General features: G+C 37.2%; 30 protein-coding genes and 1 pseudogene. 5 read left to right on the forward strand and 26 right to left on the reverse strand.

The window, feature by feature from the left end; translation table 11 throughout:
- Positions 1-23: 23 nt before the first annotated feature.
- The 3 genes from murQ to ACSBOP_RS17390 form a co-directional block, all read right to left on the reverse strand.
- A complete protein-coding gene (murQ, locus tag ACSBOP_RS17380) occupies positions 24-938 on the reverse strand; it encodes an N-acetylmuramic acid 6-phosphate etherase (protein WP_442601778.1) in 915 nt (304 codons plus the stop codon).
- A 229-nt stretch (positions 939-1,167) separates the two neighbouring features.
- Complete coding sequence (locus tag ACSBOP_RS17385) at positions 1,168-1,890, reverse strand: class I SAM-dependent methyltransferase (protein WP_442601779.1); 723 nt, start codon at positions 1,888-1,890, stop codon at positions 1,168-1,170.
- Between the two features lie 351 nt (positions 1,891-2,241).
- Complete coding sequence (locus ACSBOP_RS17390; protein ID WP_442601780.1) at positions 2,242-2,454, reverse strand: DUF4083 family protein; 213 nt, start codon at positions 2,452-2,454, stop codon at positions 2,242-2,244.
- Positions 2,455-2,585: 131 nt separating this feature from the next.
- Between ACSBOP_RS17390 and ACSBOP_RS17395 the strand changes: the two genes are divergently transcribed.
- The 3 genes from ACSBOP_RS17395 to ACSBOP_RS17405 all read left to right on the forward strand — a co-directional run bounded on the left by ACSBOP_RS17395 (position 2,586) and on the right by ACSBOP_RS17405 (position 5,377).
- Entirely contained in the window at positions 2,586-3,137 is a 552-nt protein-coding gene (locus ACSBOP_RS17395) for a helix-turn-helix domain-containing protein (protein ID WP_442601781.1), read from the forward strand.
- Between the two features lie 64 nt (positions 3,138-3,201).
- Positions 3,202-4,293, forward strand: a complete 1,092-nt coding sequence (locus ACSBOP_RS17400) for a M24 family metallopeptidase (RefSeq protein WP_442601782.1) — start codon at positions 3,202-3,204, stop codon at positions 4,291-4,293.
- Positions 4,294-4,309: 16 nt separating this feature from the next.
- On the forward strand, positions 4,310-5,377 hold the full coding sequence (locus ACSBOP_RS17405; RefSeq protein WP_442601783.1) for a M24 family metallopeptidase: 1,068 nt from the start codon (positions 4,310-4,312) through the stop codon (positions 5,375-5,377).
- Between the two features lie 91 nt (positions 5,378-5,468).
- Here ACSBOP_RS17405 and ACSBOP_RS17410 read toward each other — a convergent pair whose 3' ends face one another.
- From ACSBOP_RS17410 to ACSBOP_RS17435, 6 genes are all read right to left on the reverse strand, one after another.
- Positions 5,469-6,032, reverse strand: coding sequence for a YdcF family protein (locus ACSBOP_RS17410; RefSeq protein ID WP_442601784.1), 564 nt, complete (start codon positions 6,030-6,032; stop codon positions 5,469-5,471).
- A 67-nt stretch (positions 6,033-6,099) separates the two neighbouring features.
- Entirely contained in the window at positions 6,100-6,540 is a 441-nt protein-coding gene (locus ACSBOP_RS17415) for a hypothetical protein (protein WP_442601785.1), read from the reverse strand.
- Between the two features lie 3 nt (positions 6,541-6,543).
- Positions 6,544-6,984, reverse strand: a complete 441-nt coding sequence (locus ACSBOP_RS17420) for a hypothetical protein (protein ID WP_442601786.1) — start codon at positions 6,982-6,984, stop codon at positions 6,544-6,546.
- A gap of 103 nt (positions 6,985-7,087) precedes the next feature.
- On the reverse strand, positions 7,088-7,543 hold the full coding sequence (locus tag ACSBOP_RS17425) for a GNAT family N-acetyltransferase (protein WP_442601787.1): 456 nt from the start codon (positions 7,541-7,543) through the stop codon (positions 7,088-7,090).
- The gene (locus tag ACSBOP_RS17430; protein ID WP_442601788.1) at positions 7,536-7,967 is read right to left on the reverse strand and encodes an alpha/beta hydrolase family protein; all 432 of its coding nucleotides are present in this window, start codon (positions 7,965-7,967) and stop codon (positions 7,536-7,538) included. The genes ACSBOP_RS17425 and ACSBOP_RS17430 overlap by 8 nt, the downstream gene beginning before the upstream one ends.
- Complete coding sequence (locus tag ACSBOP_RS17435; RefSeq protein WP_442601789.1) at positions 7,967-8,134, reverse strand: hypothetical protein; 168 nt, start codon at positions 8,132-8,134, stop codon at positions 7,967-7,969. The genes ACSBOP_RS17430 and ACSBOP_RS17435 overlap by 1 nt, the downstream gene beginning before the upstream one ends.
- A 173-nt stretch (positions 8,135-8,307) precedes the next feature.
- On the opposite strand from ACSBOP_RS17435, the gene ACSBOP_RS17440 reads away from it, so the two are divergent.
- The gene (locus tag ACSBOP_RS17440; protein ID WP_442601790.1) at positions 8,308-8,544 is read left to right on the forward strand and encodes a hypothetical protein; all 237 of its coding nucleotides are present in this window, start codon (positions 8,308-8,310) and stop codon (positions 8,542-8,544) included.
- Positions 8,528-8,791 carry a type II toxin-antitoxin system RelE family toxin gene (locus ACSBOP_RS17445; RefSeq protein WP_442601791.1) on the forward strand — a complete coding sequence of 88 codons (264 nt, stop codon included), beginning with the start codon at positions 8,528-8,530 and terminating at the stop codon, positions 8,789-8,791. Before ACSBOP_RS17440 ends, ACSBOP_RS17445 begins: the two co-directional genes overlap by 17 nt.
- Positions 8,792-8,823: 32 nt before the next feature.
- On the opposite strand, the gene ACSBOP_RS17450 is transcribed toward ACSBOP_RS17445, so the two are convergent.
- The 17 genes and pseudogenes from ACSBOP_RS17450 to ACSBOP_RS17530 all read right to left on the reverse strand — a co-directional run bounded on the left by ACSBOP_RS17450 (position 8,824) and on the right by ACSBOP_RS17530 (position 22,015).
- Positions 8,824-9,738 (reverse strand): serine hydrolase domain-containing protein, encoded by a 915-nt coding sequence (locus ACSBOP_RS17450; RefSeq protein WP_442601792.1) that lies wholly within the window; start codon positions 9,736-9,738, stop codon positions 8,824-8,826.
- Between the two features lie 62 nt (positions 9,739-9,800).
- The gene (locus ACSBOP_RS17455) at positions 9,801-10,580 is read right to left on the reverse strand and encodes a GNAT family N-acetyltransferase (protein ID WP_442601793.1); all 780 of its coding nucleotides are present in this window, start codon (positions 10,578-10,580) and stop codon (positions 9,801-9,803) included.
- Positions 10,581-10,638: 58 nt separating this feature from the next.
- A complete protein-coding gene (locus ACSBOP_RS17460) occupies positions 10,639-11,220 on the reverse strand; it encodes a GrpB family protein (protein ID WP_442601794.1) in 582 nt (193 codons plus the stop codon).
- A gap of 267 nt (positions 11,221-11,487) precedes the next feature.
- A complete protein-coding gene (locus tag ACSBOP_RS17465; RefSeq protein WP_442601795.1) occupies positions 11,488-12,057 on the reverse strand; it encodes a hypothetical protein in 570 nt (189 codons plus the stop codon).
- A 90-nt stretch (positions 12,058-12,147) separates the two neighbouring features.
- Positions 12,148-12,780: pseudogene (locus tag ACSBOP_RS17470) on the reverse strand (DUF2625 family protein).
- 213 nt (positions 12,781-12,993) lie between these two features.
- Positions 12,994-13,302: an NUDIX domain-containing protein gene (locus ACSBOP_RS17475; RefSeq protein ID WP_442601796.1), complete on the reverse strand. Its 309-nt coding sequence runs from the start codon at positions 13,300-13,302 to the stop codon at positions 12,994-12,996.
- 411 nt (positions 13,303-13,713) lie between these two features.
- Positions 13,714-14,115: a hypothetical protein gene (locus ACSBOP_RS17480; protein WP_442601797.1), complete on the reverse strand. Its 402-nt coding sequence runs from the start codon at positions 14,113-14,115 to the stop codon at positions 13,714-13,716.
- A 217-nt stretch (positions 14,116-14,332) separates the two neighbouring features.
- On the reverse strand, positions 14,333-14,761 hold the full coding sequence (locus ACSBOP_RS17485; RefSeq protein WP_442601798.1) for a GNAT family N-acetyltransferase: 429 nt from the start codon (positions 14,759-14,761) through the stop codon (positions 14,333-14,335).
- 263 nt (positions 14,762-15,024) lie between these two features.
- Complete coding sequence (locus ACSBOP_RS17490; protein ID WP_442601799.1) at positions 15,025-15,645, reverse strand: hypothetical protein; 621 nt, start codon at positions 15,643-15,645, stop codon at positions 15,025-15,027.
- 217 nt (positions 15,646-15,862) lie between these two features.
- Positions 15,863-16,777, reverse strand: coding sequence for a hypothetical protein (locus ACSBOP_RS17495; RefSeq protein ID WP_442601800.1), 915 nt, complete (start codon positions 16,775-16,777; stop codon positions 15,863-15,865).
- A 230-nt stretch (positions 16,778-17,007) separates the two neighbouring features.
- Positions 17,008-17,625, reverse strand: coding sequence for a hypothetical protein (locus ACSBOP_RS17500; RefSeq protein WP_442601801.1), 618 nt, complete (start codon positions 17,623-17,625; stop codon positions 17,008-17,010).
- Positions 17,626-17,832: 207 nt separating this feature from the next.
- On the reverse strand, positions 17,833-18,339 hold the full coding sequence (locus tag ACSBOP_RS17505; protein WP_442604517.1) for a histidine phosphatase family protein: 507 nt from the start codon (positions 18,337-18,339) through the stop codon (positions 17,833-17,835).
- On the reverse strand, positions 18,315-18,470 hold the full coding sequence (locus ACSBOP_RS17510; protein WP_442601802.1) for a histidine phosphatase family protein: 156 nt from the start codon (positions 18,468-18,470) through the stop codon (positions 18,315-18,317). The genes ACSBOP_RS17505 and ACSBOP_RS17510 overlap by 25 nt, the downstream gene beginning before the upstream one ends.
- Before the next feature lie 244 nt (positions 18,471-18,714).
- Positions 18,715-19,365 carry a DUF2971 domain-containing protein gene (locus ACSBOP_RS17515; RefSeq protein WP_442601803.1) on the reverse strand — a complete coding sequence of 217 codons (651 nt, stop codon included), beginning with the start codon at positions 19,363-19,365 and terminating at the stop codon, positions 18,715-18,717.
- Between the two features lie 275 nt (positions 19,366-19,640).
- Positions 19,641-20,183 (reverse strand): GNAT family N-acetyltransferase, encoded by a 543-nt coding sequence (locus tag ACSBOP_RS17520; protein ID WP_442601804.1) that lies wholly within the window; start codon positions 20,181-20,183, stop codon positions 19,641-19,643.
- 258 nt (positions 20,184-20,441) lie between these two features.
- Positions 20,442-21,062, reverse strand: coding sequence for a hypothetical protein (locus tag ACSBOP_RS17525; RefSeq protein WP_442601799.1), 621 nt, complete (start codon positions 21,060-21,062; stop codon positions 20,442-20,444).
- Positions 21,063-21,292: 230 nt separating this feature from the next.
- Positions 21,293-22,015 (reverse strand): hypothetical protein, encoded by a 723-nt coding sequence (locus tag ACSBOP_RS17530; protein ID WP_442601805.1) that lies wholly within the window; start codon positions 22,013-22,015, stop codon positions 21,293-21,295.
- Positions 22,016-22,194: the final 179 nt, after the last annotated feature.

The raw sequence follows: 22,194 nt of genomic DNA on the forward strand, positions 1-22,194 counted from the left end.
TGAAAAAACCTCCCTAATAAAATTTATACAACTTTGCTGAAGCTGCGAATGGCCGTTTTTAAACTACCTTCACTCTCATTCAATAACTTTTCTGCCTCTACCGCATCCAAGCCGGTTTTAATCATCATGATTGCTAATTTGCAGCTCATGGAAGCGCTCTCTAAATACGTACTGGCAGTTTCTTGATTTACCCCTGTAGCTTCCCTAATTATTCGTACAGAACGATCTCTCAACTTGATATTACTTGCCTTCAAATCAACCATCAAGTTGTTATACGTCTTTCCGAGTTTTACCATCGTGCAAGTCGTGAGCATGTTTAGAACAAGCTTCTGCGCTGTTCCAGCTTTCAATCGAGTAGATCCCATAATCACTTCCGGGCCAACAATAGGTGAAATACACACATCGCTAACTGGAATCAATTTGGAATTTTTGTTATTCACTACGCTAATCGTAGCAGCCCCAATTTCCTGTGCCTTCTTCAATGCAGCAATAACGAATTGTGCACTTCCACTAGCCGTGATGCCAACAACCACATCTTTAGCAGTTACTCCACATCGCTCAATGAGTGCTATCCCCTCCTCTGCGTTGTCTTCATAACCCTCAACAGCAGTTCTCAGTGCTACATCGCCTCCTGCGATATGTCCCTGAACCATCTCAGGATCTGTACCATAAGTAGGAGGACACTCTGATGCGTCTAACACACCAAGTCTGCCAGAAGATCCAGCTCCCACGTAGAACATTCTACCACCATTTTTCAAAGCTTGATACAGAATATCCACCGCTTTTGTAATCTGCGGTATTTCTGCACCTACGGCAATAGGAACTAACGCGTCTTGTTGGTTCATTAGATGTAACATCTGTTCAGTTGTACTTTCATCTATCTTTAGTGTCGATTCGTTAACCTTTTCTGTTGTCAGCCCCGCCAGATACTCATCCATTGCCTTCCCCCCTATCACGTCGTTTGCGTTTTTTAATCCGCTTACATTCTCATAGTAACGAAAAATTTCAAAATGGTCAATGGTTTTTGAAATTTTATTTTACGGCAATAATAATTACTGAATTTTTTTTGTCTTTTTACCAAAAACAACCCGCTGTACTCACCTGAGTAGCGCGGGTTGCCAAGCATACACACCTCCAGCGAATGTTTTTGAAGTTCCACGTAATTAGTTACTTTTTCATACAAACTAAATTGCCATCCTCTTGAAATAGAATCGAAAATCCATTATTCGTTATCTCTTCCCTGAGTTGATCTTTCGTTAAATGTCTTCTCTTAGGTATCCACCATTCATTATTAATCCTAATTGCTTCGTTGTATTGGTCAGGTGATGGAGTTCGTTCATATACAATTCCTGAATCTCCACAATAGTAACTATCCGCACCATAGGAACGTACTTCATTAAACATGGCCGTTGCGATAATGTAGTAACCAGAGCTCTTCAAGCCCGACTTTATAATGGAGTAAAGTTTTGACCTGTCGCTATCAGTTACGATACTTTGTAAACAGTAGTTATCTAATATAAGATCATATTCTTTATGTAGTCGTGACATTTCTAATAAATCCTGGTTGCTGTAGTTTATCTTCAGATTACGTTCTATTGCTATAGACTTCGCAAGTTCTATTGCAGTCGGTGAAATATCAATTGCATCTACATGAAATCCTCTTTCAGTCATAAAACAGGCGCCCGCGCCAGTTCCACATCCGTATTCAAACACACTAGACGCTTTGGAAGTAACATGGATAAACTCTAATGCTCTTTCTAAGAACGGTTTCATCATGAAATGATCAAAATTATATTGCACTGGATCATGATATTGATCCCAAGCAAGTAAGTTGTCTCTCTTTATTTCCTGATAGGTTTTTTCATGCTCTTCATAATAGTATTTTTTCATTGATATGTCCCCTTCTATTAATTTTAACAGGTAATTTTCGATAACGTCGTGCACCCATCTTGATAAGTTTAATATTTATTCATAAAATAGTATTATTATACAATATTGATAATGGGGGAGTTTAAAATGTCACTTGTCATAAGAAATGCTGCACCTGATGATCTAAACAGTTTAACCGAGTTAATGTATGAATATATAGTTGGTTTTTATCAAAAACCTAGGCCGAAGTTACACGCAGAATCATGATTATGCCCATATGTCTTGGATAACGGCTACTGATAATAAACGAGCTCAACGTTTCTTTGATAAAATGGGTGGCATTTCAGGGGATTGGGTTAATTATACAATTATCTAAGGAGTATTTTTTTCATTTTCTAATTTCTGTAGGATTAAATCTAACTTTTCTTCTATTCTTACTAATGAAGACTTTGTCTGTCTATTGTTGTTGACTCTTCTTTTAATAAACAAAAATAGACTAACAAAAAAAAGAATAATAAGAGCAGGTACAATGAATAGAGCTATTGTGTTTTCCCAAAAAAAACTCATACGATTACTCCCTTCCATCTATTATAAATCCTATTATAAATCACATACCAAATCCTGTAAAAATAATTCTTGCAAAAATTTTAGCATTACAGTAATCTATTTTCATAATACAATAATTCCCAAAATTTTCTACGCTAGGAGGTGATTGTTTGGAAAGCATTTATGAAAAAATTCGTGCCCTTCGTTTAGAGCAAAATATGACGCTAAAGGACTTGAGTGACAAATCAGGATTCTCCATCAGTTTTTTGTCCCAAGTCGAAAGAAGCAACAGTTCACTTGCGATTACTTCCTTGCAGAAAATTGCTCAGAGCCTAAACGTGCCAATTACTTATTTCTTCGAATCACAGAAAAATAACAAATACCATACTCCCGTCGAGGAGCGAAAGCAAACTCGAATCGAAGGTTCCCCTATGATCTATGTCCGATTAGGGGGAGATTTTCCTGATAGGGCGATGGAACCGCTCTTAAATATTTTGCCACCTAGTCAAACAAAGAGCGTTGCATTCAACCACGCCGGAGAGGAATTTTACTACGTTCTCGAGGGAACCGTGATGATCAACGTTGACGAAGAAGAGTATGTTTTGCAAAAAGGAGACACGATCCACTTTCCTTCCACTCTTGTTCATACCTTGTACAATCCTTCCGTTGATGAAGAAGCACAGGTTCTCTCTGTCTTAACCCCGGTTATTTTTAAAAGCTAACCACGTTTCCATGAATGGAAGTATGCCTTGTTGTTCCGAAAATAACGATAGAATGGGTGATTGGATGAAGACGAGAATTGAAAAGCTGTATACGTATATGGAGCGGGAAAACATGGATGCGTTATTGATCACACATCCCAAAAATGTGTACTATTTGACCGGTTTCCTTACGGACCCGCACGAACGATTTATGAGTCTTGTCTTGATTAAGGGAGCAGAACCGTTCCTGTTCGTCCCGCTTCTTGACAGCGACAAGGCACAAGCTGTGTCCAGTGTCACTAAAATTTACTCCCATGATGATTCTGAAAACGCTTACGAGGTGCTGCAGCGTCTATTGCCATCCTCCATTTCGCGTATTGGTTTGGAAAAAAACCATCTTACGGCCAACAGCTATGAAGCTGTTGCACGAGCTGCTCAAGCCCAAGAGATCGTGGATCTCGAAGAATTGCTTCGTCACTTGCGTATGAGAAAAAGTGCAGATGAGATCGTGACAATTAAGAAGGCAATCTGGGTTATGGAAGAATCTTTGCGCCTAACGCTCCCTAAAATTACATTAGGCTTAACTGAAATGGATATTGTGGCAGAGCTGGAATTCCAGATGAAGAAACTGGGTGCTCAAGCGACTTCTTTTTCAACCATTGTTCTAGCTGGAAAAAGAGCGGGATTGCCGCATGGCGACCCTGGGCAGCGAAAAATCAAGGCTGGTGAAATGCTGCTTATTGATGCAGGGGTATTCGTAGACGGCTATGCGTCTGACCTGACTCGAACCTTTGCCATTGGAGAATTAAGCGATGAGCTGAAAGACATCTATGATACTGTTCTCCAAGCCAATCTGCGCGCAATTGAAGCAGTTCGTCCTCACGCTTCCATCGCAAGTGTCGATCTCGCTGCTCGCGAAGTCATTGCGAACAAGGGTTACGGCCAATATTTCATTAACCGGGTCGGCCACGGCATCGGGCTGGAAATCCACGAGTACCCTTCCGTTCACAGTAAAGCGCAAGGCGAATTAGTAGAGGGAATGGTCTTCACCATCGAGCCCGGCATTTATAACCCGAATTTAGCTGGCGTACGCATCGAAGATGATGTCCTAGTGACCCAAGACGGCGTCGAGGTACTCACCACCTTCCCGAAAGAACTTCTGACCCTAGAAGTCTAAGAAAGGAGTACGGCTCATGGATAAAATGCATCAATTACGAGAAGAATTCCCGCAACTAGGAGTGGATGGCCTCCTGATTACAAATCCACAAAACAGGCTCTATTTTACAGGGTTTACCGGAACTGCCGGAGTCGCCCTGATTTCCGCCAACGAGGCTGTGTTTCTTACCGATTATCGGTATGTCGAACAAGTGCGCATTCAAACCAAGGGTTATGAAATCATTGAGCTGCAAAACAAGGCTGCGATCTATAGCGAAGTTGCAAAAGCGGCAAAGCGGATGGGCATAACTAAGCTTGGTTTTGAGCAGGAGCATATGACCTGCGGCATATTTTCCCGATATAAAGAAGTGGTTCAAGTGGAAATGGTGCCTACTTGCGGTGTAATTGAAACATTCCGCATGATCAAGACACCGCATGAAATCGAGTTGCTGCGAGCTGCGGCTCGAATCGCCGATGCAGCCTTCCAACATATACTCGGCTTTATTCGCCCGGGTGTGACCGAGCTTGAAGTGTCCAATGCACTCGAGGCACATATGCGTCAGCTTGGTGCGAGCAGCTCATCTTTTAACACCATTGTAGCTTCAGGACTTCGTTCTGCACTTCCTCACGGGGTAGCCACGAATAAGATAATTGAAAAAGGAGAAATGGTCACGCTTGATTTTGGCGCTGTTTACGAAGGATATCGTTCCGATCTGACACGTACGATTGCCGTAGGTACACCCTCAGACGAAATGCGCCACATCTATGACATCGTATTGACAGCCCAGCTTCAATCCATTGCTGGCATGAAGCCTGGCATACATGGGAAGGAATTAGACGCTATTTCGCGTAATTATATTGCAGACAAAGGATATGGAGCTTACGGTGGGAACGGAGCTGGTCATGGAATCGGATTGGATCTGTGGGAGGAACCATTCATTTCCCAGAACACAGACAAAAATTTGCAGCCAGGAATGGTAATTACGATGGAGCCAGGTATCTACGTTCCAAATGTAGGTGGTGTACGCATCGAAGATGATGTGCTGATCACAGAAAACGACCACGAAGTGCTGACGCATTCTCCAAAAGAACTGATTATTCTGTGATATTTATGATTCACATTTCAGCAAAAAAAGCCCATTGATTGGGCTTTTTCTTTATATAGCAGGCTAGATCCGATGTTGCACGAAGGCAACACTATTCTTTGCGATTGACCCAGTTAGGGATATGGTGTTTGAAATATTGTCCGACCTTCGTCAGCTCATTCATAACATAATTTATTTTTTGCTCATCCAAATACCAGTTATCTCTTGTGGTACCCGTCTTATCTGTTACCGGGCATACATAGAATTGAACCTCATAAGGAAATTCAACTTGGTATGTAAGTAAAGCTCGTCTAGCAAAATAGGATTTGCAAACTAATATTTCTTTTTTGGGGTGAATCTTCAGTTGTTGAAGAGATTGCCAAGAATATCTCGCATTCTCAAATGTATTCGTCGCTTTATCTTCAAGTAAAATTGCACTTTCTGGTACACCCAAACTTAATCCTACATCGCGAAGAAACTCCCATTCCGTTGAGGGAACATTTGGAGTTGCCCCGCCCGATGGAAGGATATAAGGAGCCAATCCCTGATGGTACAATTCTGCAGCTTTCTCCATTAATTGAGGATGACTACTACCAGGTACTAATATGACGTCAGAAGGTTCAATAACCGTTTCAAAAAACATAAACTCAGTAATACAATCAAAAGGATAAGGCAAGCTATTCATCCTCTCTTTGATATTCATATTTTATGCGATGAAGTCGATTCGCAGTGTGGATACGATGCTATAGAGTGTCAGTAGATTGCCTATACTTCATAAGTGTTAGATGTCCCCACTCTTGATAAAGCTGCTCTTTCAAAAGTATCTTCCAGGGGTTAAACATCGTTTGCCCATGCTTATTAAAAAAGAGTTCTTCCCCGATATGATAGGCTGCATGTTGAATAACTGCATGATCATCTGTCCAAACCACAATGTCTCCTTCGTTTAGTCCCTCACCTAGAAATTCCTTGTAATTGTACTGATTCAATTTTTCAAGAAACGTTTTTTGATGTAACCATTCATAAATAAACCACTCTTGTTTTCCTTTTGAAATAGCAAACAGGACTGCTGCTAAACAATTGGCACCCTGGTAATGGCTAAAAGAATTTACAAATGGCTTTAGAAAACTAGGTAACGACTTTGGTGGCTCTTCACAATCGCCCTTATCCCACCATTCATAAACCATTGTTTAAAGTAACTGCTCTTTACATGATTGATCTAGCTTTTCCCACATAGAACGCTGAATAATTACATGTTCATTAATCAAGTAACCTGGAGGTATTTTTTCTAGCTCATGTACAAATGCAGCAGGTAATACAAGCCCTCTTTCACTTTGCACTTGTGCATTTAAGATCATTCGTTTTTTTTCCTCAGTTAAGGTTTCTATCCATTCTTTTTCAGCAATGATTACATATTGGGCGTTCTTTATATTCCAATACTCGTAGCTATTGGCATAATTTATTTGTCTGTATGTACTATGATTATTAAACTCGTCTATTGGCATTAATAACACATTTGTAAAGTCAATTTCATGATTAAGATGTTCTTTCGACAGAAAAAATAAATCTTTTTCTGGCACATAACGATCTATCCAGGAAAGTAAGACTTTTGGGGTCGGTTTAATTTTCAATATGTATGCCTCCAAAAAACAGTCACATGTCTTTAGCCCTTATTTACTTGTTGATCTTTTAATATGATGTGTATTTTTTTATCCATAGCCGAGAGAAGTACTGTCAATTCAATCTCTTCATATGTGTTATATTCACCAGGTCTGTTACCTCTTCAAATCCTAATGCTTCATAAAATCTACTTGCAATGGGATGATCTGTTCTTAAGGTTAGGGTTTCAAATTTCCCTTTTGCTTTCAAAATGACGGTTTCGACAAGTAATTGTCCAATCCCATATCTTCTATAATCCGCTAATACATATAACCTTCGGATTCTTCCCACTCGCTTTACATCAACACCAAATGGATCTCGATTCAATCCGCAGATACCAACAATTTTTTCATCTGCTCTAGCTAAAAAAAGAGCCTCATCTGGTTGATTAAATCTATTAACTCCATTCCTATACTCTTCCATTAATCGGGATATATGTCGATGCCCATCTTGAATGCTATCTTCTATTATTTCAGATAAATCGTAAAGAAGCAGATCTTGAACTTCTTCAATATGCACGACATCAATCAATAATCTCACCCCACAAAGTGTTATCTTCTAGTTTACTTAACCAATTCTTTGCTTCTTCCAACATCCCTAATGTGATATGATGATTGACTTTGGTGTACTCAACGAATTTAACTGATTTCATTAGACTGTTTTGTTCAATCAGTTGCATGAAAAATTTCTGACTCTCTATAGGTATAGTTGTATCTTCTGTTCCATGTAAAATAAGCATCGATCCATTTTCCAAAAATTGTATGGAATGGATCGGATCAAACTTCTCAACTAAGCCTTTATTAATCGAGGCCCAAGGTGCTCTTCTGTCTCTTTCACATATTTGTTCCTCAAATTTCACCCATGCACAAGATCCATTCATTACAATTGCAGATGGAAGACTTAAGTTTTTCGAAAAAATACCGGAAGCTATAAATCCACCTGCAGAATTGCCCATTATGGCACGATAACCGTGTATCCCCAACCAGCTATCACTGAACCAAAGAATAAATAGTCGCTCAGATAGTTAATCCGTAGATTACGTTTATTTGCAATGGAGATAGCAAGTTCTATTGCAGTAGGTGAAATATCAATAGCATCAACACTAAAGCCTCTATCTGCCAAAAAACAAACACCCGCCCCTTGCGAACCAAGAGCGAAAGCTCGCAGCGTTGATACTGTGTTATGGGATGTTGCTGACTTCTTTGAATTTACTCACAATTTCTTTAAGGTGCTCTAATAATTATTTGGAATCGTGTTATAATGATTAATAAAGTCTTTTTAGGGGTTGATCTTGAATGGCAGTTTCTAAAGATCATTTAAATAAATTAATTCAACAATTACCTGATGATGCCCTTCCTATCGCAGCGGATTTCCTGGAAAAATTGGCAGCTAACTCAAATTACAGAAATATTCCATGGGACGATGAACCTACTACACAAGAGGATCTTAATGACATAGCCAAGGCCAAAAAGTCGATCACCCGTGGTGAAGGTATTAAATTTAAGGATGTTATCGATGACCTACTCAATTGAGTTCTATAAAGATGCATTGAAATACTTGCAAAGACTCGACAAGTCAACTCGAACTCGAATTGTACATCATTTAAAAATTTTATCTGAGAACCCCTTCCATCCTGAACTTGACATTAAGAAGATGAAGGGAACTTTAGAAGAATTTAGATTACGTGTCGGCACTTATAGGATTATTTACACAGTAGAAAACGATCGATTAATCATTCATGTCTTAAAGGTTGGATCTCGTGGTGATGTTTATAAATAATTTGTTAATTACCCATCTTATGTAGGTGGGTTTTAATTTTTAATGATTAATTTTTCAATAAGTCTTAATGGTTTTATCGAATCTTCATAAATTTCACTTGTAATAGCTATAACCATTCTTAGTTCTGGAATTACGCATATATATTGACCACCGTACCCAAGAGCGAAAAACATTTTATTATTCTCTAATTGCCTTACCCACCAATGATATGCGTAATGCCCAATGGATTCATAGGTTAAATAATAAGGTTGAGTAGATATTTTTACCCAGTCTGCTGAGACAATGTTCTTTGCTTTCCAATTCCCTTCTTCTAAATAAAGTGATCCTACCTTTGCCATGTCTATTGGAGTCAATCTCAAACCATCAGCTCCACGATTAATTCCTTTACTATCTTCCACCCAGTCAAAGTTAGTAATCCCTAAGGGCTTAAACAAGTAAAGATTTGCAAAATTCACAGCCTTCATACCCGTTGATTTTTGTAAAATTGCAGTTAATATATGCGAGCATCCTGAATTATAATTCATGTTTTTCCCTGGACCATCTCTAAGTTCTCTTTCAATTACAAACTTAACTATATCAGGACTATATACCATTGGAGCAAAACAATTCCACTCTCCAAACTCTGGCCAATCAAATCCAGCCGACATTGTGAGCAAATGTTGAATTGAAATCTTATGCTTTCTCGTATCCTCTTGTATACTTAGTAATTCTGGAAAATAATCACCAATTGTCTCAGAGAGATTCCTAATAAATCCTTTATCGATTGCAATACCAATAAGAATGGAGAGAATACTTTTTGTGCATGAATTAATTTTTTGAGGGTTCTTTTGTATCTTTCTATTCTTGTAGTACTCAAAAGCGAGTTCACCATTAATAAGGACTAGCCAACTCTTGATCTTTATTTTTTTAATCGCATGTTCCAATTCATTAGCATGAAATGAATTCAATCTCTTGGCCCCATTTGCATATTATTTCACCTAACGTTGTTATATCTACGAACCCGAGAGGCTTAAGGGAGCAACGTACCCTGATTTGTAAAAGCTTTAAGTCTTTTTATTACTGAATGAACAGTAATTCTATGAAAAGTTACTAACTCTCCTTTATAAGTAACACCAAAAATCCCATAAGGAGTTGGAGACAATTTCATTAATTCTTTCCTGTTTTCCATATTTACAATTTTCACTTGAATTCCTAATTTCGAAGCTCCTTCAATAACATTTTCAGTAGCTATTTCTACAAAAGGACACTGATTCGTACGATAAATAATTAATTCATCTGAATCCTCCAACCTTTTATCCCAATCATTTGGAAAAAAAGGGGATGGCGCATCATTTAGTTTATACACTAATAATTCAAATCCATACGGCGCTTCTTGAACAAGTGAAAATCCATTTTTTAAAAAGATGTCTTTGCTAGGTGTCCAAGAAGTATCTTGATTAGTTACCACTACAACTCCATACTTATTTTGCTTTTCCGCATCTTCAATACATTTATTTATAAGCATGGTCCCATAGCCTTTTCCTGGAATATTGACCCATAAACAATGGATAACTAAATAGTTGTCAGCATACACCACTCTCGATGAAGATTCTGATGCAGTATATTCTATAAAACCTGCCTGTTTTTTGTTTTCCATTAATTTCATATATTTCAATCCACTTTCGATCTGCTCCCCTAACCAATTACTCTTGTTTATGTATCCGTTGCTGGTTGGTTTGCTTCTTAGACAGTATCCGCCTTCAATTTTCAAATTCTCATCGTTTAACTCGATTAAATTGATAGATTGCATATTTAAATACCTCTTTCTGAAATAAGGCCAATTTAATGCAAGTCATTGAGACCTTTTATTATCCATAATTCAATCTAGAAACACTTTCTTTTGCAATTTTAGAATATTTTTTAACAAATTCTGTCTTTGACTCTGTATACCCATCTCTATCATGTTCATATTTGTTTTTTAAACTTAGCTTTAATTGAGCATATTTGTCTGCAATATCTTTATGCCCTCTAAGGTAATCTCTAAAATAAAGTTCATCCCAGTCACCCTTATATCTAACATGAAGATGAAATACTTTTTCCGCAAATCCTTTATCTGTATAGCCTTTCATAAACATCATATGAGGTGCTGGTTTTTGTGGTTGCTTTTCAAAGATATATCCGTTCTTCTCCAATACCCCCACTAAAATATTCAAGTCGCAGTCTTCTGTTATTTCAAGCAAAATATCTATCGTTGGTTTTGCTAGTAATCCCGAAACAGAGGTACTTCCTATGTGATTTATTCGTTCAATATATGGATCACAGATTATGTTGTTAAGCAGTTGTTCTTCTTGTAAATACCAATCGTTCCATTGCGGATTATATTCTTTTAATATAATCGGAAATAGCTCCCACAACTCTTCAAGTGACATTTCTGATAAAGATTTGGCCATTTAATCCCCCTCTTTTGTATAAGGATATTCTTATTACTCTTCCGTTTGTCGCGTGACGGTAACTCTGGTTTCACATTGATTTCCGATAACGTCTCATGTATTTACGAACCCGAGAGGCTTAAAGGAGCGTAGCGACTGGGTCCGACGGACTTAGCCTCGCAAGGTTGTGAGCTGAGTTAGCTTCACTGCTAATAATTCCCGCGAACCAAGGGTAACGCCAGCAGCGTATATACGTTGTTATACGATGTACTCTTCTTCTATGAGAAGCTAATAGCGTTCCTTAAATCTTTTGATCCACCAATCCGGTTTTAATAAATACTCACTTTTGACTGGCATTATTATATACTCGTCATTGACTTCAATAGGCTTATCAAAGCCTGTATATATTAAATCAATATTTAAATGAAAAGTTTTTATTCGTTTTCCTATTTGATTTTCATAATCTTGCACATACTTTAAGATGTTAGGTTTATCTTCCCAATAATACATTGCACATTGACCACCGACCGGCATATTCCACCAAGTAATAAATGAATTCCACACTCTATTACATGCCAATCTCAATTCCGGATATTCAATTGTTTTAAAGTCGGGGAACCCTAAAATATCCGTTTTTGTTTTTGTCATTTTTAAGATGCTTTGATTCCAACACGAATTCCACTGTTCTTTTAGATTTTGAATATCATGTTCATCCATCATTATTTTTTCAGTTGACCAGTTATTCATATCTCTCGTTTCTAATTCAAACAAACCAAAAGAACATGCAACATAAATCAAAAAATTTAATTCTAAATCACTAGATATTCTTACTGTCCAAGATTCAGGATCTCGAATCATTTGTATAGCATCCTTTCTTGTGCTCCAAGAGCATGTCGTATGATTCCTAGCCCCGCAGTGTGAATAAGTTGTTAGCTGAAGTTCTCTCTTCTATGAATTTTCTTCCAATTGCTTTCTAATCTCTAAATGTAGTCCCCATATTTCTTTAACATTGATAGCTCTCTTTGATGAATTCTCAATATCTTTTCCTTCAACTGTCCATAAATAAGGAAATACTGAAAATGCCTGATCCCCCTTAATGTTTTGAGAATCTTGAATCCAGTTTTTCCATCTGTAATCCTGATAAAATGAATCTATTCCCATTCAGAATCCAGTTAATAAATCCAGAATATTTGAATTCAAGATCTTCCCAACTTAATGTATCCGGTGCAAAATATAAAATGGTTCCATGTTCAGCACTTAAAGCAAAGAAACCACCAATCAAATCGTAAGCAACAACTAGTGGATCTTCAATAGGATCATTCCAGGAAATCAAAGAGCCTGAAATATTATCGTTTCCGGCACCTAAAATTCTTACCCAACCATTATCAATGAGTAGACCGCCTGTCTCTAAAGCAATTGCCCTAGATATGACTTATTTGATATTTGTAAATGTTCAAGAGCTTTAATCCCATCTTCTTTATCACATGAAAGTACTGTGACTTGATTTTGGGCTTTAGAGATTAAATCTTGCACTTCTTCCCATGAATTGTCAGAATTAAGTAACTCTTTATATGTTTTCATGTTTTTCACGTCCTTTAGAGGATTTCAGCTAACGTCTCTTGTATTCACGAACCCGAGAACCTTAAGGCGCTTCATCGCAGGCCCCGACGCAGTTAGGTTCCAGGGTTATCCGCCTGATCCATCTCCCCGAAAAACCTCTGGTGGATCAAGGGGGTCAGCCACAAAGTGTGAATATGTTGTTATATGATGTCACAGGCTTCGCCGAACAATCCTTCACCAATTCCTTACATAGCCTGATTGTTTTAGAATCATATAACTATTGGAATTTAGGTTTTCAATTGGTTCATCCATTGAGAAGTATCTTAATTCAAGTCCTTCATCATCATTGATAGTTGGTATTCCTTCTACTCCTATCGCCTCAAAAACTGCTAATGCATTATAAACTTCATCTCCATGAGGGTACTTATAATAGAAGTCTTGTCCAGATAAGTTAGTAATGAATTTTAATGCCTTAGCACTTAATCCTGCTTCTTCAAATAATTCACGTCTTGCAGCTTCCTCAAAAGATTCCCCAAGTTCCAATGAACCCCCGATTGTCCCCCAGTCAAAACTATCCGTTCACTTCTGAAGTAATATATGCCCTTTTGTATTTTTTACTATTATTGTTACACCAACCATGATTATCGGTCGAGTGCCAACTATCTTTCGAAGCTCCATTATATATCCCACAAAAGATCCCCCTGGTTTAGTCTTTATTTGTTTAACATTTAGTTACCTGTGATTTCATATAACGTTTCTGTATCTACGAACCCGAAAGGCTTAAGCGCGTCAGCGCGGGTGGCTCCGCCACTTAGCCATGGAGGGTTGTCTGCCTGATTACGCTTCCTCGAATTACCTTCGGGCAGACCAAGAGAGCGCCAGCGACCGTAGCGGGAATACATTGCTAGCAGATGTTACCGACTCCATGGACTTACCCACATTCACTTCATTCATTTATGTTAACTTGTAATATTTATTGTAAAAATCAATTACTTCTGCTCTAGTCATATAATCATCATCTGTTTTATATGGCTCTAAATATTCTAGTATCTCTTTAGCTTTTTTTGTATTTAATTCTTGTAAATAATTAATAGTCTCATAGAGTCCGGCGCCAATTAGTAATTCTCCATCAATATAGCAACCAGCATCAAAGTCTTTCTTTTTAGCATTCCAAATTAGGAGAGTGTCCTCGGTATAGCCAAAGGTAAATAGCAAGATACAGAGCGTTTTTAAGTATTCATGTTCTTCATGATTATCATTATTTGTTTCTTCAATTAGTAACGACCTAATTTCCTGTTTATATTTTAGGTCGGGTTCTAACCCGTAGCGTTCCAACAAAATATCTCCCCTGTCCATAATAAAACCCCCTCGAATTTTACGTTTTGAATTATTTATATTTGGTAATTTCTTCTAACTTTTTTGTATTCACGAACCCGAGAGACTTAAGGCGACGAATGTCGCCGGGTGGCTACGCCACTTAGCCTCGCAGGGTTGTCTGCTGAAACCAGGTGCGAATGAACCGAGCGTGAATATTGTGTTATATGATTCCTACGCCTTCTTCGGATATACCCATTCAATAATTATCAAGGGTTTTCTTCAAGTAATAGTGTGTATGTCTACCTGCATTTTCGATCGTGCCATACACTTCAAAGCCTTGCTTCTTATAAAAATCTAAAGCTTGAAAACCTAATGTATCCGTCTTCATAAATTCACATTGTTTCTCCCTTGCTATTCTCTCAACCTCATGCATTAGTTTTGTGCCATAACCTAACTTTCTATGTTCCGGTTCTACATATAAGTATTGTATTTCGAGCCAGTTCCAACAAATCTCACCTAGTATTCCACCAAAAACTTGCTCTTGTTCGTCCTTAAGAAAAATATGTAGTTCTTGATATCTCCCTTTTAAATCATCAGGAAAATGTTTCATATTGTATTCAAACATTTTGTTCCTAACATAATTCTTCAGCTCATCACTGTTTTCATTCATTATCGTTAACGACATAGGATTCCATTCCTCCGTTTGGATTAGGTATACGGTTTTATAGATCTTTGCGTAGGTTTCATATAACGTTCTAGGTATTTACGAACCCGAGAGTCTTAAAGGAGCGAATGCGACTGGGTGGCTTCGCCACTTAGCCTCGAAGGGTTGTCTGCCTGAATCCACTTTTTCAAATTACCTCAGGCAGACCAAGGAGCCGACAGGCGACGCTGTGTGAATAACATGTTATGAGATGTCGGAACTTCACAGAAATACTTTCGCGAACTTTACTTTATTGGATACCCAATTTCTTTAATATCATCTATTATTTCACTTAATCTGATATCCTTGTTTAAGTGTTTAATCAGAAATTTATCTATTGGTTCCATCTCGAATATTCTTCTAACAAGTGATGACTCTAGATTAGTTTCATAATACTCCGTTGCCCAAAAATGATAGTATTCAGGGCCACCCAATAAGATCTGTAACAATTTGTATTCCTCGTCCTTATATTCATTACAAGCTTGCCACGTGTCACTATCCGATTTATTCCATATACAAAAAGTAGTCTCTTCGAATATAAACGCAGGTTCATTAATAAACGAATTGAATATTTTAGGAACGCCCTCCACTGTTCTTTCCAAACTCTTAACATTTACTTTATAGTCGCTGTCGTACCCCTTGATAATTAGTCCATCATTATTAAATAAAGCAAAGTAATGATCGCCTTCTCCATTTCGCATGGATGCCATTTGCTCATTATTATCCCAAAATGAATTAAAGGAGTAATATCTATATTCCCAATCAGGCATTAAAATAGTATCCAGCATTGCAACTGCTTGAAATATCTTCTTGCATTCATGTATTTTGGGAAATCCTTTGATATTGTAGTACTCTATATTTTTCATACTTTCTATCTCCCTATATTTTGCCGATTTCTCATAACGTTTCTGTATTCACGACGTCCCACCGACTTAAGGCTGCGCCAGCAGCCGGCCGCGATGCGGTTAGTCGGTGCGGATGTGTCCGGCCCCTGATCCAGCTCCTCTGCCAATCACCTCGGGCGGACCGAGGAGCCGTCAGGCTCCGATGCGTGGATATAATGTTAGGCGATGCTTACCTGCACTACTTAAGTTTATTTTTTCGTAACCTAGCCATTCTAGTAATCTCTCGTTGCTTTATACTCTCCTCGTATTCTTTTCTCATCTTGGTTTCCTTATCATTTTTCTCTTTCTTAAATTTCTCAAGATCCGATACAGTTTCTTTTAGTAATCTATCAATAGCGATATAAATTAGAGCAGCAGAGTATACAAAAACATATTCAAAAGTCATATTACTCTTACCAATTAAAACTTGTATAAACTTATTATGAGCTTCAAAAAAGGTGTATCCTATAATTAGAAGGTAAACAATAAATCTTCTCATAAATATAACTTGATATTCGTTAAAACTAAGTTGAAAGATAAACTTTCTTCTTCTTGTTTTAATATACACCCAAATATTTGTATACACAGGTAGCAATAATAATGAATAATAAAAATCTTCATTACTCCAATCTAATTTGGTCATTATTAACAGTGATATGAAAACTGGTACGATTAAAAAATAGGAATTAACCAACTGCTCAATAAATAATAAAGTCCGATTTAAAATGTATGTCTCCCATATTTTTAAACTTATCAACCAACCAATAATGCCATCACTCTTATTAATTTTATTAATTTTTCTAAAATCTATATAGGCAGTTGTCTCAACTATAGTGAACATAATAAATAGAAATAATATCACAAAGAACTTCCAAGAATTAGCGTTAGTTAACGGGGTAAAGTAAATAGTCGCAAAAATTAGTGCAACGAGCATACTAATAAAACTGAACTCAAATATATAAAGCCACCATTTTGAATGTACTCTTCTCGCAATATATTTTCCAATCCGCTCACAAACTGGGATTATTACTTTATAAAACACAAGGCTTAATATTATTGCAATTAAAATAAGAATTGTGATAAATACTCCAATGAACATAAAGTTTTTAGACATATTTTTTCTCCTTCAGATCTTGGACAGTTTCGCCTAACGTTGTTGTATCTACGAACCCGAAAGACTTAAAGGAGCGCAGCGACTGGGTGGCTTCGCCACTTAGCCTTGCAGGGTTGTCTGCCTGCTTCTACTTCTCCGATATACATCTGGCAGATCAAGGGGGCTCGTCCCCCACAGCTTAGATACGGTGTTAGCAGAAGTACCTCTCTCCCTTGAAATACTAGCATTCATTATTTGTTGAATGTTTCATTATTCATTACTCCTTGTTTTAATTCTTTCTTACTATATTTCATACTGCAATTCTTAAGGCATTGGTTTGTCTCAGAGACTATGCACTTAACAATTTTCTTTATTAATTCAAGTTCTTCGGTTTGAAATTTATCTAATCTATTTTTTTCAATCGTTTGATCTGTGTAATACTGATGGACGAATCTATATGCTACTGCTAACTTAAGCAATTCTTGAGAAGCAAATGCCCCTTTATTAATTATAAGTTCGGCAATAGAGTATTTATTGAATTCTGTTACTGGGTCTTTAATATTAATTGTTTCACTTGCAACAGAAGGATCCATAGATATAGTGAGTTTTTGTCTATGAATTTCAATAAAAGGCACTTCATTGTGATCCTTATTAATACTCAAGTGATATCTTAAATACTCTGATTGTGCTACCCTCGCATAAAGTTCAAAATATAATTCCTTAAGTTGACTATAGCTATGGTCTCGTACGAACTTGTTTGTGTTATCTATCCAGTCAAACCAATTTTTAAATTTATTAGCGAATAATGTAGCAATAAAGGAAAGCACTGCCGTGGTAATAGCAATCATTAATGCTTCTTTGAATGTCATTTTGTATTTCCTCTCTTTGAGGTATTTCTGCTAACGTTGTTGTATTCACGAACCCGAGAGGCTTAAAGGAGCGCAGCGACTGGGTCGAAGACTTAGCCTCGCAGGAGTTGTCTGCCTGAAATCACTTCCCCGAAATCCCACTGGCAGACCAAGGGGCGTAGCCCCGCAGCGTGAATACGTTGTTATGCGAAGGCACTGCTTCCTGATTTAACCTGTAATAGGTTCTTCTTTATAATGTTTCACGTCTCCGTGAAGAATGATATTTGGTTCGTTGTTCGTAATCACTACTTTACTTAAACATGCTGGATGTATATATGGAGGGTTCCAAATATCTTTCAGTGGTCGATCTTCAAAATATGCCATAATCAACTTAACTACAACTGTATGAGTTACAATTAATATTGATTTACCTTGATTTTCCTCAATTATTCTTTTAAGTTCATTAATTGCTCTTATAGAAACTTCCCCGAATGTTTCGCTACTTTGTACACTGAACCTATCTGGATCGTTCCAAAAATAATGAAAATGATCAGGATACAATTCCTTAACTTCTGATTGAGATTTACCTTCCCAAATGCCTAAATTGATTTCTCTTAACTCATCGCTCTCAGTAATACCAATCTCTCTTTCATCTCTAATTAACTCTGCAGTTCTTCTAGCTCTGAGGCTTGAACTTGAATAAATAATATCTATATGTGCACATTCCGCATCGATTCACATAACCATTTTGCTTGTTTAACTCCCAATTCTGTTAATGGAGAATCTTGATGACCCTCTAATCTATGTTGAACATTCCATTCTGTCTGCCCATGTCTTACCAAGTAAATAATGGTTTTATCATTCATTTATAAGACCTCTCTCAGATAAAGGATTTTAATTTGAAATTGATTTCAGGGCTTTCGCATAACGTTCTGTGTGTTCACGAACCCGAGAGGTTTAAGGTGACAAAGTCGCCGGGTGGCTCTGCCACTTAGCCTCGCAGGGTTGTCTGCCTGATTCCACTTCCCCGAAATACCTCGGGCAGACCAAGGAGCCGTAAGGCAACGCGGTGTGAACACGATGTTAGGCGATGTTCTTAGCTTCGTAGGATTACATAAAAATGCTTTTTAAAATAGTTATTCCATAAATTTTTTCTTTTATTTCATTCGGACAAGCTTTGTTAAAGTAATCTAAACTTACTTTGTCATAAAGAATTACATGAACAATATCTAATTCAAATATTAATTCATTTGGTATTCTCCACTCTCTTTCATGTGTCCAATCTATAATTTTAGGATCATCTACAGAAATATTTAGATTAACGATTCTCCAAAACTGGTTTTCCGGTAAAAATTCCTGCGCAGCTTCACGTTTCTCATAGATTACTGGTCGCCCACTTCGGTCATATATATAAAATTTAGAGAATGCCAGTCCATTACCACAATATCTAATCTTATTTGTCTTTCCTAATATTCTATTTTGCTTCTCGTACTCCACATTTTGTGCCAGACTATATAATGGAACCTCTTGAAAACATACCGCTGGAATATTCCCACAAATAAACCCACTTTGTGTTGTGCTACCAACAATTCTTTGTTCTGATAAAATCTTTATTAGTGTATCTATGGATGTTTTATTAATCTCATCTTCAGTCATATCTTTACTATAGTTCTTAGGTTTTGTTAGATGTGTAACCATTCCTGTTATGTCAATTCTACTAGCTATTCTTAGTTTCCAGTCTTGAAAGGTGTAATTATTCAAGTTCATTTCTCCTTATTTATCAGGAATTTCGCCTAACGTACCCGCATTTACGAACCCTCACCACCTTAAAGGATTGCCGGAACCTTAGATAGTTCCTATCTGAGGTTCTCATGATCCTGGCCGCGATGCGGTTAGGTGGTGCAGGGTTGTCGCCTGAGTTCGCTTTCTCGAAATCCCTCTTGGCGACCAAGGGCCAGCTTGTCTGGCCTGCAGTGTGAATGCATTGTTATCGGATGTCAGTGCCTTCTTCGAGTATACTTACATAATTCTTTCTACTATCGCCTTTTTAGTGAAAACTCTAATTGAAAGTCTCTTGGATCGTTTTCATATAATTTGTTATTTATTTCCATAGCTTCTATACAACCGATAGCAAAATAAAATGCAACTGTCTCCTCGGCAGAACCAGCACATATATAAATTTTATCCGCTTTCCACTTTAATGCTTTTTCTGAAACTATCGAAAAAAGTTTTTTACCAATTCCTTTATTTCTGTGTTCTAACGTTATAAATAATTGATCCAATAATACGTATTTATAATTTTCACCAAAAAAATCATGATTTATTGTTGCGAAACCTATTAATCTATTACTTTCATCAAAAGCTCCTACTGCATAACCTTCATTTAGAATTGTTTCTTTTAGACTTTTAAAATGATGATCATATCCGTTTGGCCAATCGTTATCTTGATAATCAATTTTGACCAATTGACGTATTCCATCGACTTCTCTCCATGCTCTTTTTATATATTGGGATGGATTCATCTCATTTATTTGTTCACAATCATCAATCAATATTGTCCTATAATTCACACTTAACATTCATTTTACCTCCGTTTTGATCTACATTTTCTGTTTTTTATATATTGCGCTGATTTCCGATAACGTTCTAGGTATTCACGAACCCGAGAGGCTTAAAGGAGCGACTGCGACTGGGTGGCTTCGCCACTTAGCCTCGCAGGGTTGTCTGCCTGAACCCACTTCTCCGAATTGCCTCAGGCAGACCAAGGAGCCGACAGGCGACGCTGTGTGAATAACATGTTATGAGATGTCGGCACTTCACAGAAATACTTTCGAACTTTACTTTATTGGATATCCAATTTCTTTAATATCATCTATTATTTCACTTAATCTGATATCCTTGTTTAAGTGTTTAATCAGAAATTTATCTATTGGTTCCATCTCGAATATTCTTCTAACAAGTGATGACTCTAGATTAGTTTCATAATACTCCGTTGCCCAAAAATGATAGTATTCAGGGCCACCCAATAAGATCTGTAACAATTTGTATTCCTCGTCCTTATATTCATTACAAGCTTGCCACGTGTCACTATCCGATTTATTCCATATACAAAAAGTAGTCTCTTCGAATATAAACGCAGGTTCATTAATAAACGAATTGAATATTTTAGGAACGCCCTCCACTGTTCTTTCCAAACTCTTAACATTTACTTTATAGTCGCTGTCGTACCCCTTGATAATTAGTCCATCATTATTAAATAAAGCAAAGTAATGATCGCCTTCTCCATTTCGCATGGATGCCATTTGCTCATTATTATCCCAAAATGAATTAAAGGAGTAATATCTATATTCCCAATCAGGCATTAAAATAGTATCCAGCATTGCAACTGCTTGAAATATCTTCTTGCATTCATGTATTTTGGGAAATCCTTTGATATTGTAGTACTCTATATTTTTCATACTTTCTATCTCCCTATTTTTTTCCGATTTCTCATAACGTCGTTGTATTCACGAACCCGAGAGGTTTAAAGGAGCGTAGCGACTGGGTCCCTCAGGACTTAACCTCACAGGGTTGTCTGCATGAATCCGCTTCTCCGAAATGCCTCGGGCAGACCAAGGGGGCTTGTCCCCCGCAGCGTGAATATCGTGTTATCTGAATGACACTTCTACCTGAGTAACTTTCATGATTATTATAGTTCATACTTCTTAAGGAGCGTATCTATAGTTAAGTACTTATCAGGCTCTGTCACATTTCTTTTGTCAATTTTTGTTTCTAGTAAATCATAAAAAATGAAATTCTGAAGATTCACGTTTACATCCCTGACACATGCACCTAGATCAAGGACGTTCTCAAATAATGTTGATATAGAAACTGCCAACTTGATCCTTTCGTCCACTGACATATTAATGTTTTTAGACATGAAGAGAAAATATCTATTGTATTCCGAAATCACAGTAACCATCTCAGAAGAAACAATCATAAATTCTTCTTGTAATACATGTCTTTGTTTCACTAAAGTAAGAAGCACAATCTCATATTGCTCCCATGAATAAATGAATTTGATAAAAGATTTATGTAATTTGTTTTGAAGTTCTTCAAAAGTTTTTTTGTTGTAGTCTTCAACTAACAATTTCATATCAATTTCAAATAGTATATTTGATGTTTCTAATTGTTCAAGCTTGGTGTAACAATTAAACATAAAGCTCGACAATTCTGAGAAACTTTGAATCAGATCATTAATTGGATCCTTAATAAACTGAAAAGTATTTAGATAGGTAGTGATTCTCTTATCTCTTCGCATATTTCTTTGATTTAATCGATAAACAGATATCCAACCTATTACTGTAATTACAGCTGGGATACATATTCCTATTATCCATTTTGTATTTTCTGCTGTGAAAAATGATTTCATCTTTTGGCTACTCCAATGTTTTTAAGTGTCTTTCAGATAACGTTCCTGTATCTACGAACCCGAAAGACTTAAAGGAGCGCAGTGACTGGGTGGCTTCGCCACTTAGTCTTGTAGGGTTGTCTGCCTGATTCGCTTCCTTGAAAACCATCGGGCAGACCAAGGAGCGTAGCGACGCGGCG

This window comes from Paenibacillus sp. KN14-4R (assembly GCF_052180255.1).
Lineage (GTDB): Bacteria > Bacillota > Bacilli > Paenibacillales > NBRC-103111 > Paenibacillus_AM.

Coding starts and splice junctions, on each gene's coding strand:
- murQ (WP_442601778.1), bottom strand. CDS start 938: ATGGATGAGTATCTGGCGGGGCTGACAACAGAAAAGGTTAACGAATCG.
- ACSBOP_RS17385 (WP_442601779.1), bottom strand. CDS start 1,890: ATGAAAAAATACTATTATGAAGAGCATGAAAAAACCTATCAGGAAATA.
- ACSBOP_RS17390 (WP_442601780.1), bottom strand. CDS start 2,454: ATGGAAGGGAGTAATCGTATGAGTTTTTTTTGGGAAAACACAATAGCT.
- ACSBOP_RS17400 (WP_442601782.1), top strand. CDS start 3,202: ATGAAGACGAGAATTGAAAAGCTGTATACGTATATGGAGCGGGAAAAC.
- ACSBOP_RS17405 (WP_442601783.1), top strand. CDS start 4,310: ATGGATAAAATGCATCAATTACGAGAAGAATTCCCGCAACTAGGAGTG.
- ACSBOP_RS17415 (WP_442601785.1), bottom strand. CDS start 6,540: ATGGTTTATGAATGGTGGGATAAGGGCGATTGTGAAGAGCCACCAAAG.
- ACSBOP_RS17430 (WP_442601788.1), bottom strand. CDS start 7,967: ATGGGCAATTCTGCAGGTGGATTTATAGCTTCCGGTATTTTTTCGAAA.
- ACSBOP_RS17440 (WP_442601790.1), top strand. CDS start 8,308: ATGGCAGTTTCTAAAGATCATTTAAATAAATTAATTCAACAATTACCT.
- ACSBOP_RS17445 (WP_442601791.1), top strand. CDS start 8,528: ATGACCTACTCAATTGAGTTCTATAAAGATGCATTGAAATACTTGCAA.
- ACSBOP_RS17455 (WP_442601793.1), bottom strand. CDS start 10,580: ATGCAATCTATCAATTTAATCGAGTTAAACGATGAGAATTTGAAAATT.
- ACSBOP_RS17460 (WP_442601794.1), bottom strand. CDS start 11,220: ATGGCCAAATCTTTATCAGAAATGTCACTTGAAGAGTTGTGGGAGCTA.
- ACSBOP_RS17465 (WP_442601795.1), bottom strand. CDS start 12,057: ATGATTCGAGATCCTGAATCTTGGACAGTAAGAATATCTAGTGATTTA.
- ACSBOP_RS17480 (WP_442601797.1), bottom strand. CDS start 14,115: ATGGACAGGGGAGATATTTTGTTGGAACGCTACGGGTTAGAACCCGAC.
- ACSBOP_RS17485 (WP_442601798.1), bottom strand. CDS start 14,761: ATGTCGTTAACGATAATGAATGAAAACAGTGATGAGCTGAAGAATTAT.
- ACSBOP_RS17490 (WP_442601799.1), bottom strand. CDS start 15,645: ATGAAAAATATAGAGTACTACAATATCAAAGGATTTCCCAAAATACAT.
- ACSBOP_RS17495 (WP_442601800.1), bottom strand. CDS start 16,777: ATGTCTAAAAACTTTATGTTCATTGGAGTATTTATCACAATTCTTATT.
- ACSBOP_RS17500 (WP_442601801.1), bottom strand. CDS start 17,625: ATGACATTCAAAGAAGCATTAATGATTGCTATTACCACGGCAGTGCTT.
- ACSBOP_RS17510 (WP_442601802.1), bottom strand. CDS start 18,470: ATGAATGATAAAACCATTATTTACTTGGTAAGACATGGGCAGACAGAA.
- ACSBOP_RS17520 (WP_442601804.1), bottom strand. CDS start 20,183: ATGTTAAGTGTGAATTATAGGACAATATTGATTGATGATTGTGAACAA.
- ACSBOP_RS17525 (WP_442601799.1), bottom strand. CDS start 21,062: ATGAAAAATATAGAGTACTACAATATCAAAGGATTTCCCAAAATACAT.
- ACSBOP_RS17530 (WP_442601805.1), bottom strand. CDS start 22,015: ATGAAATCATTTTTCACAGCAGAAAATACAAAATGGATAATAGGAATA.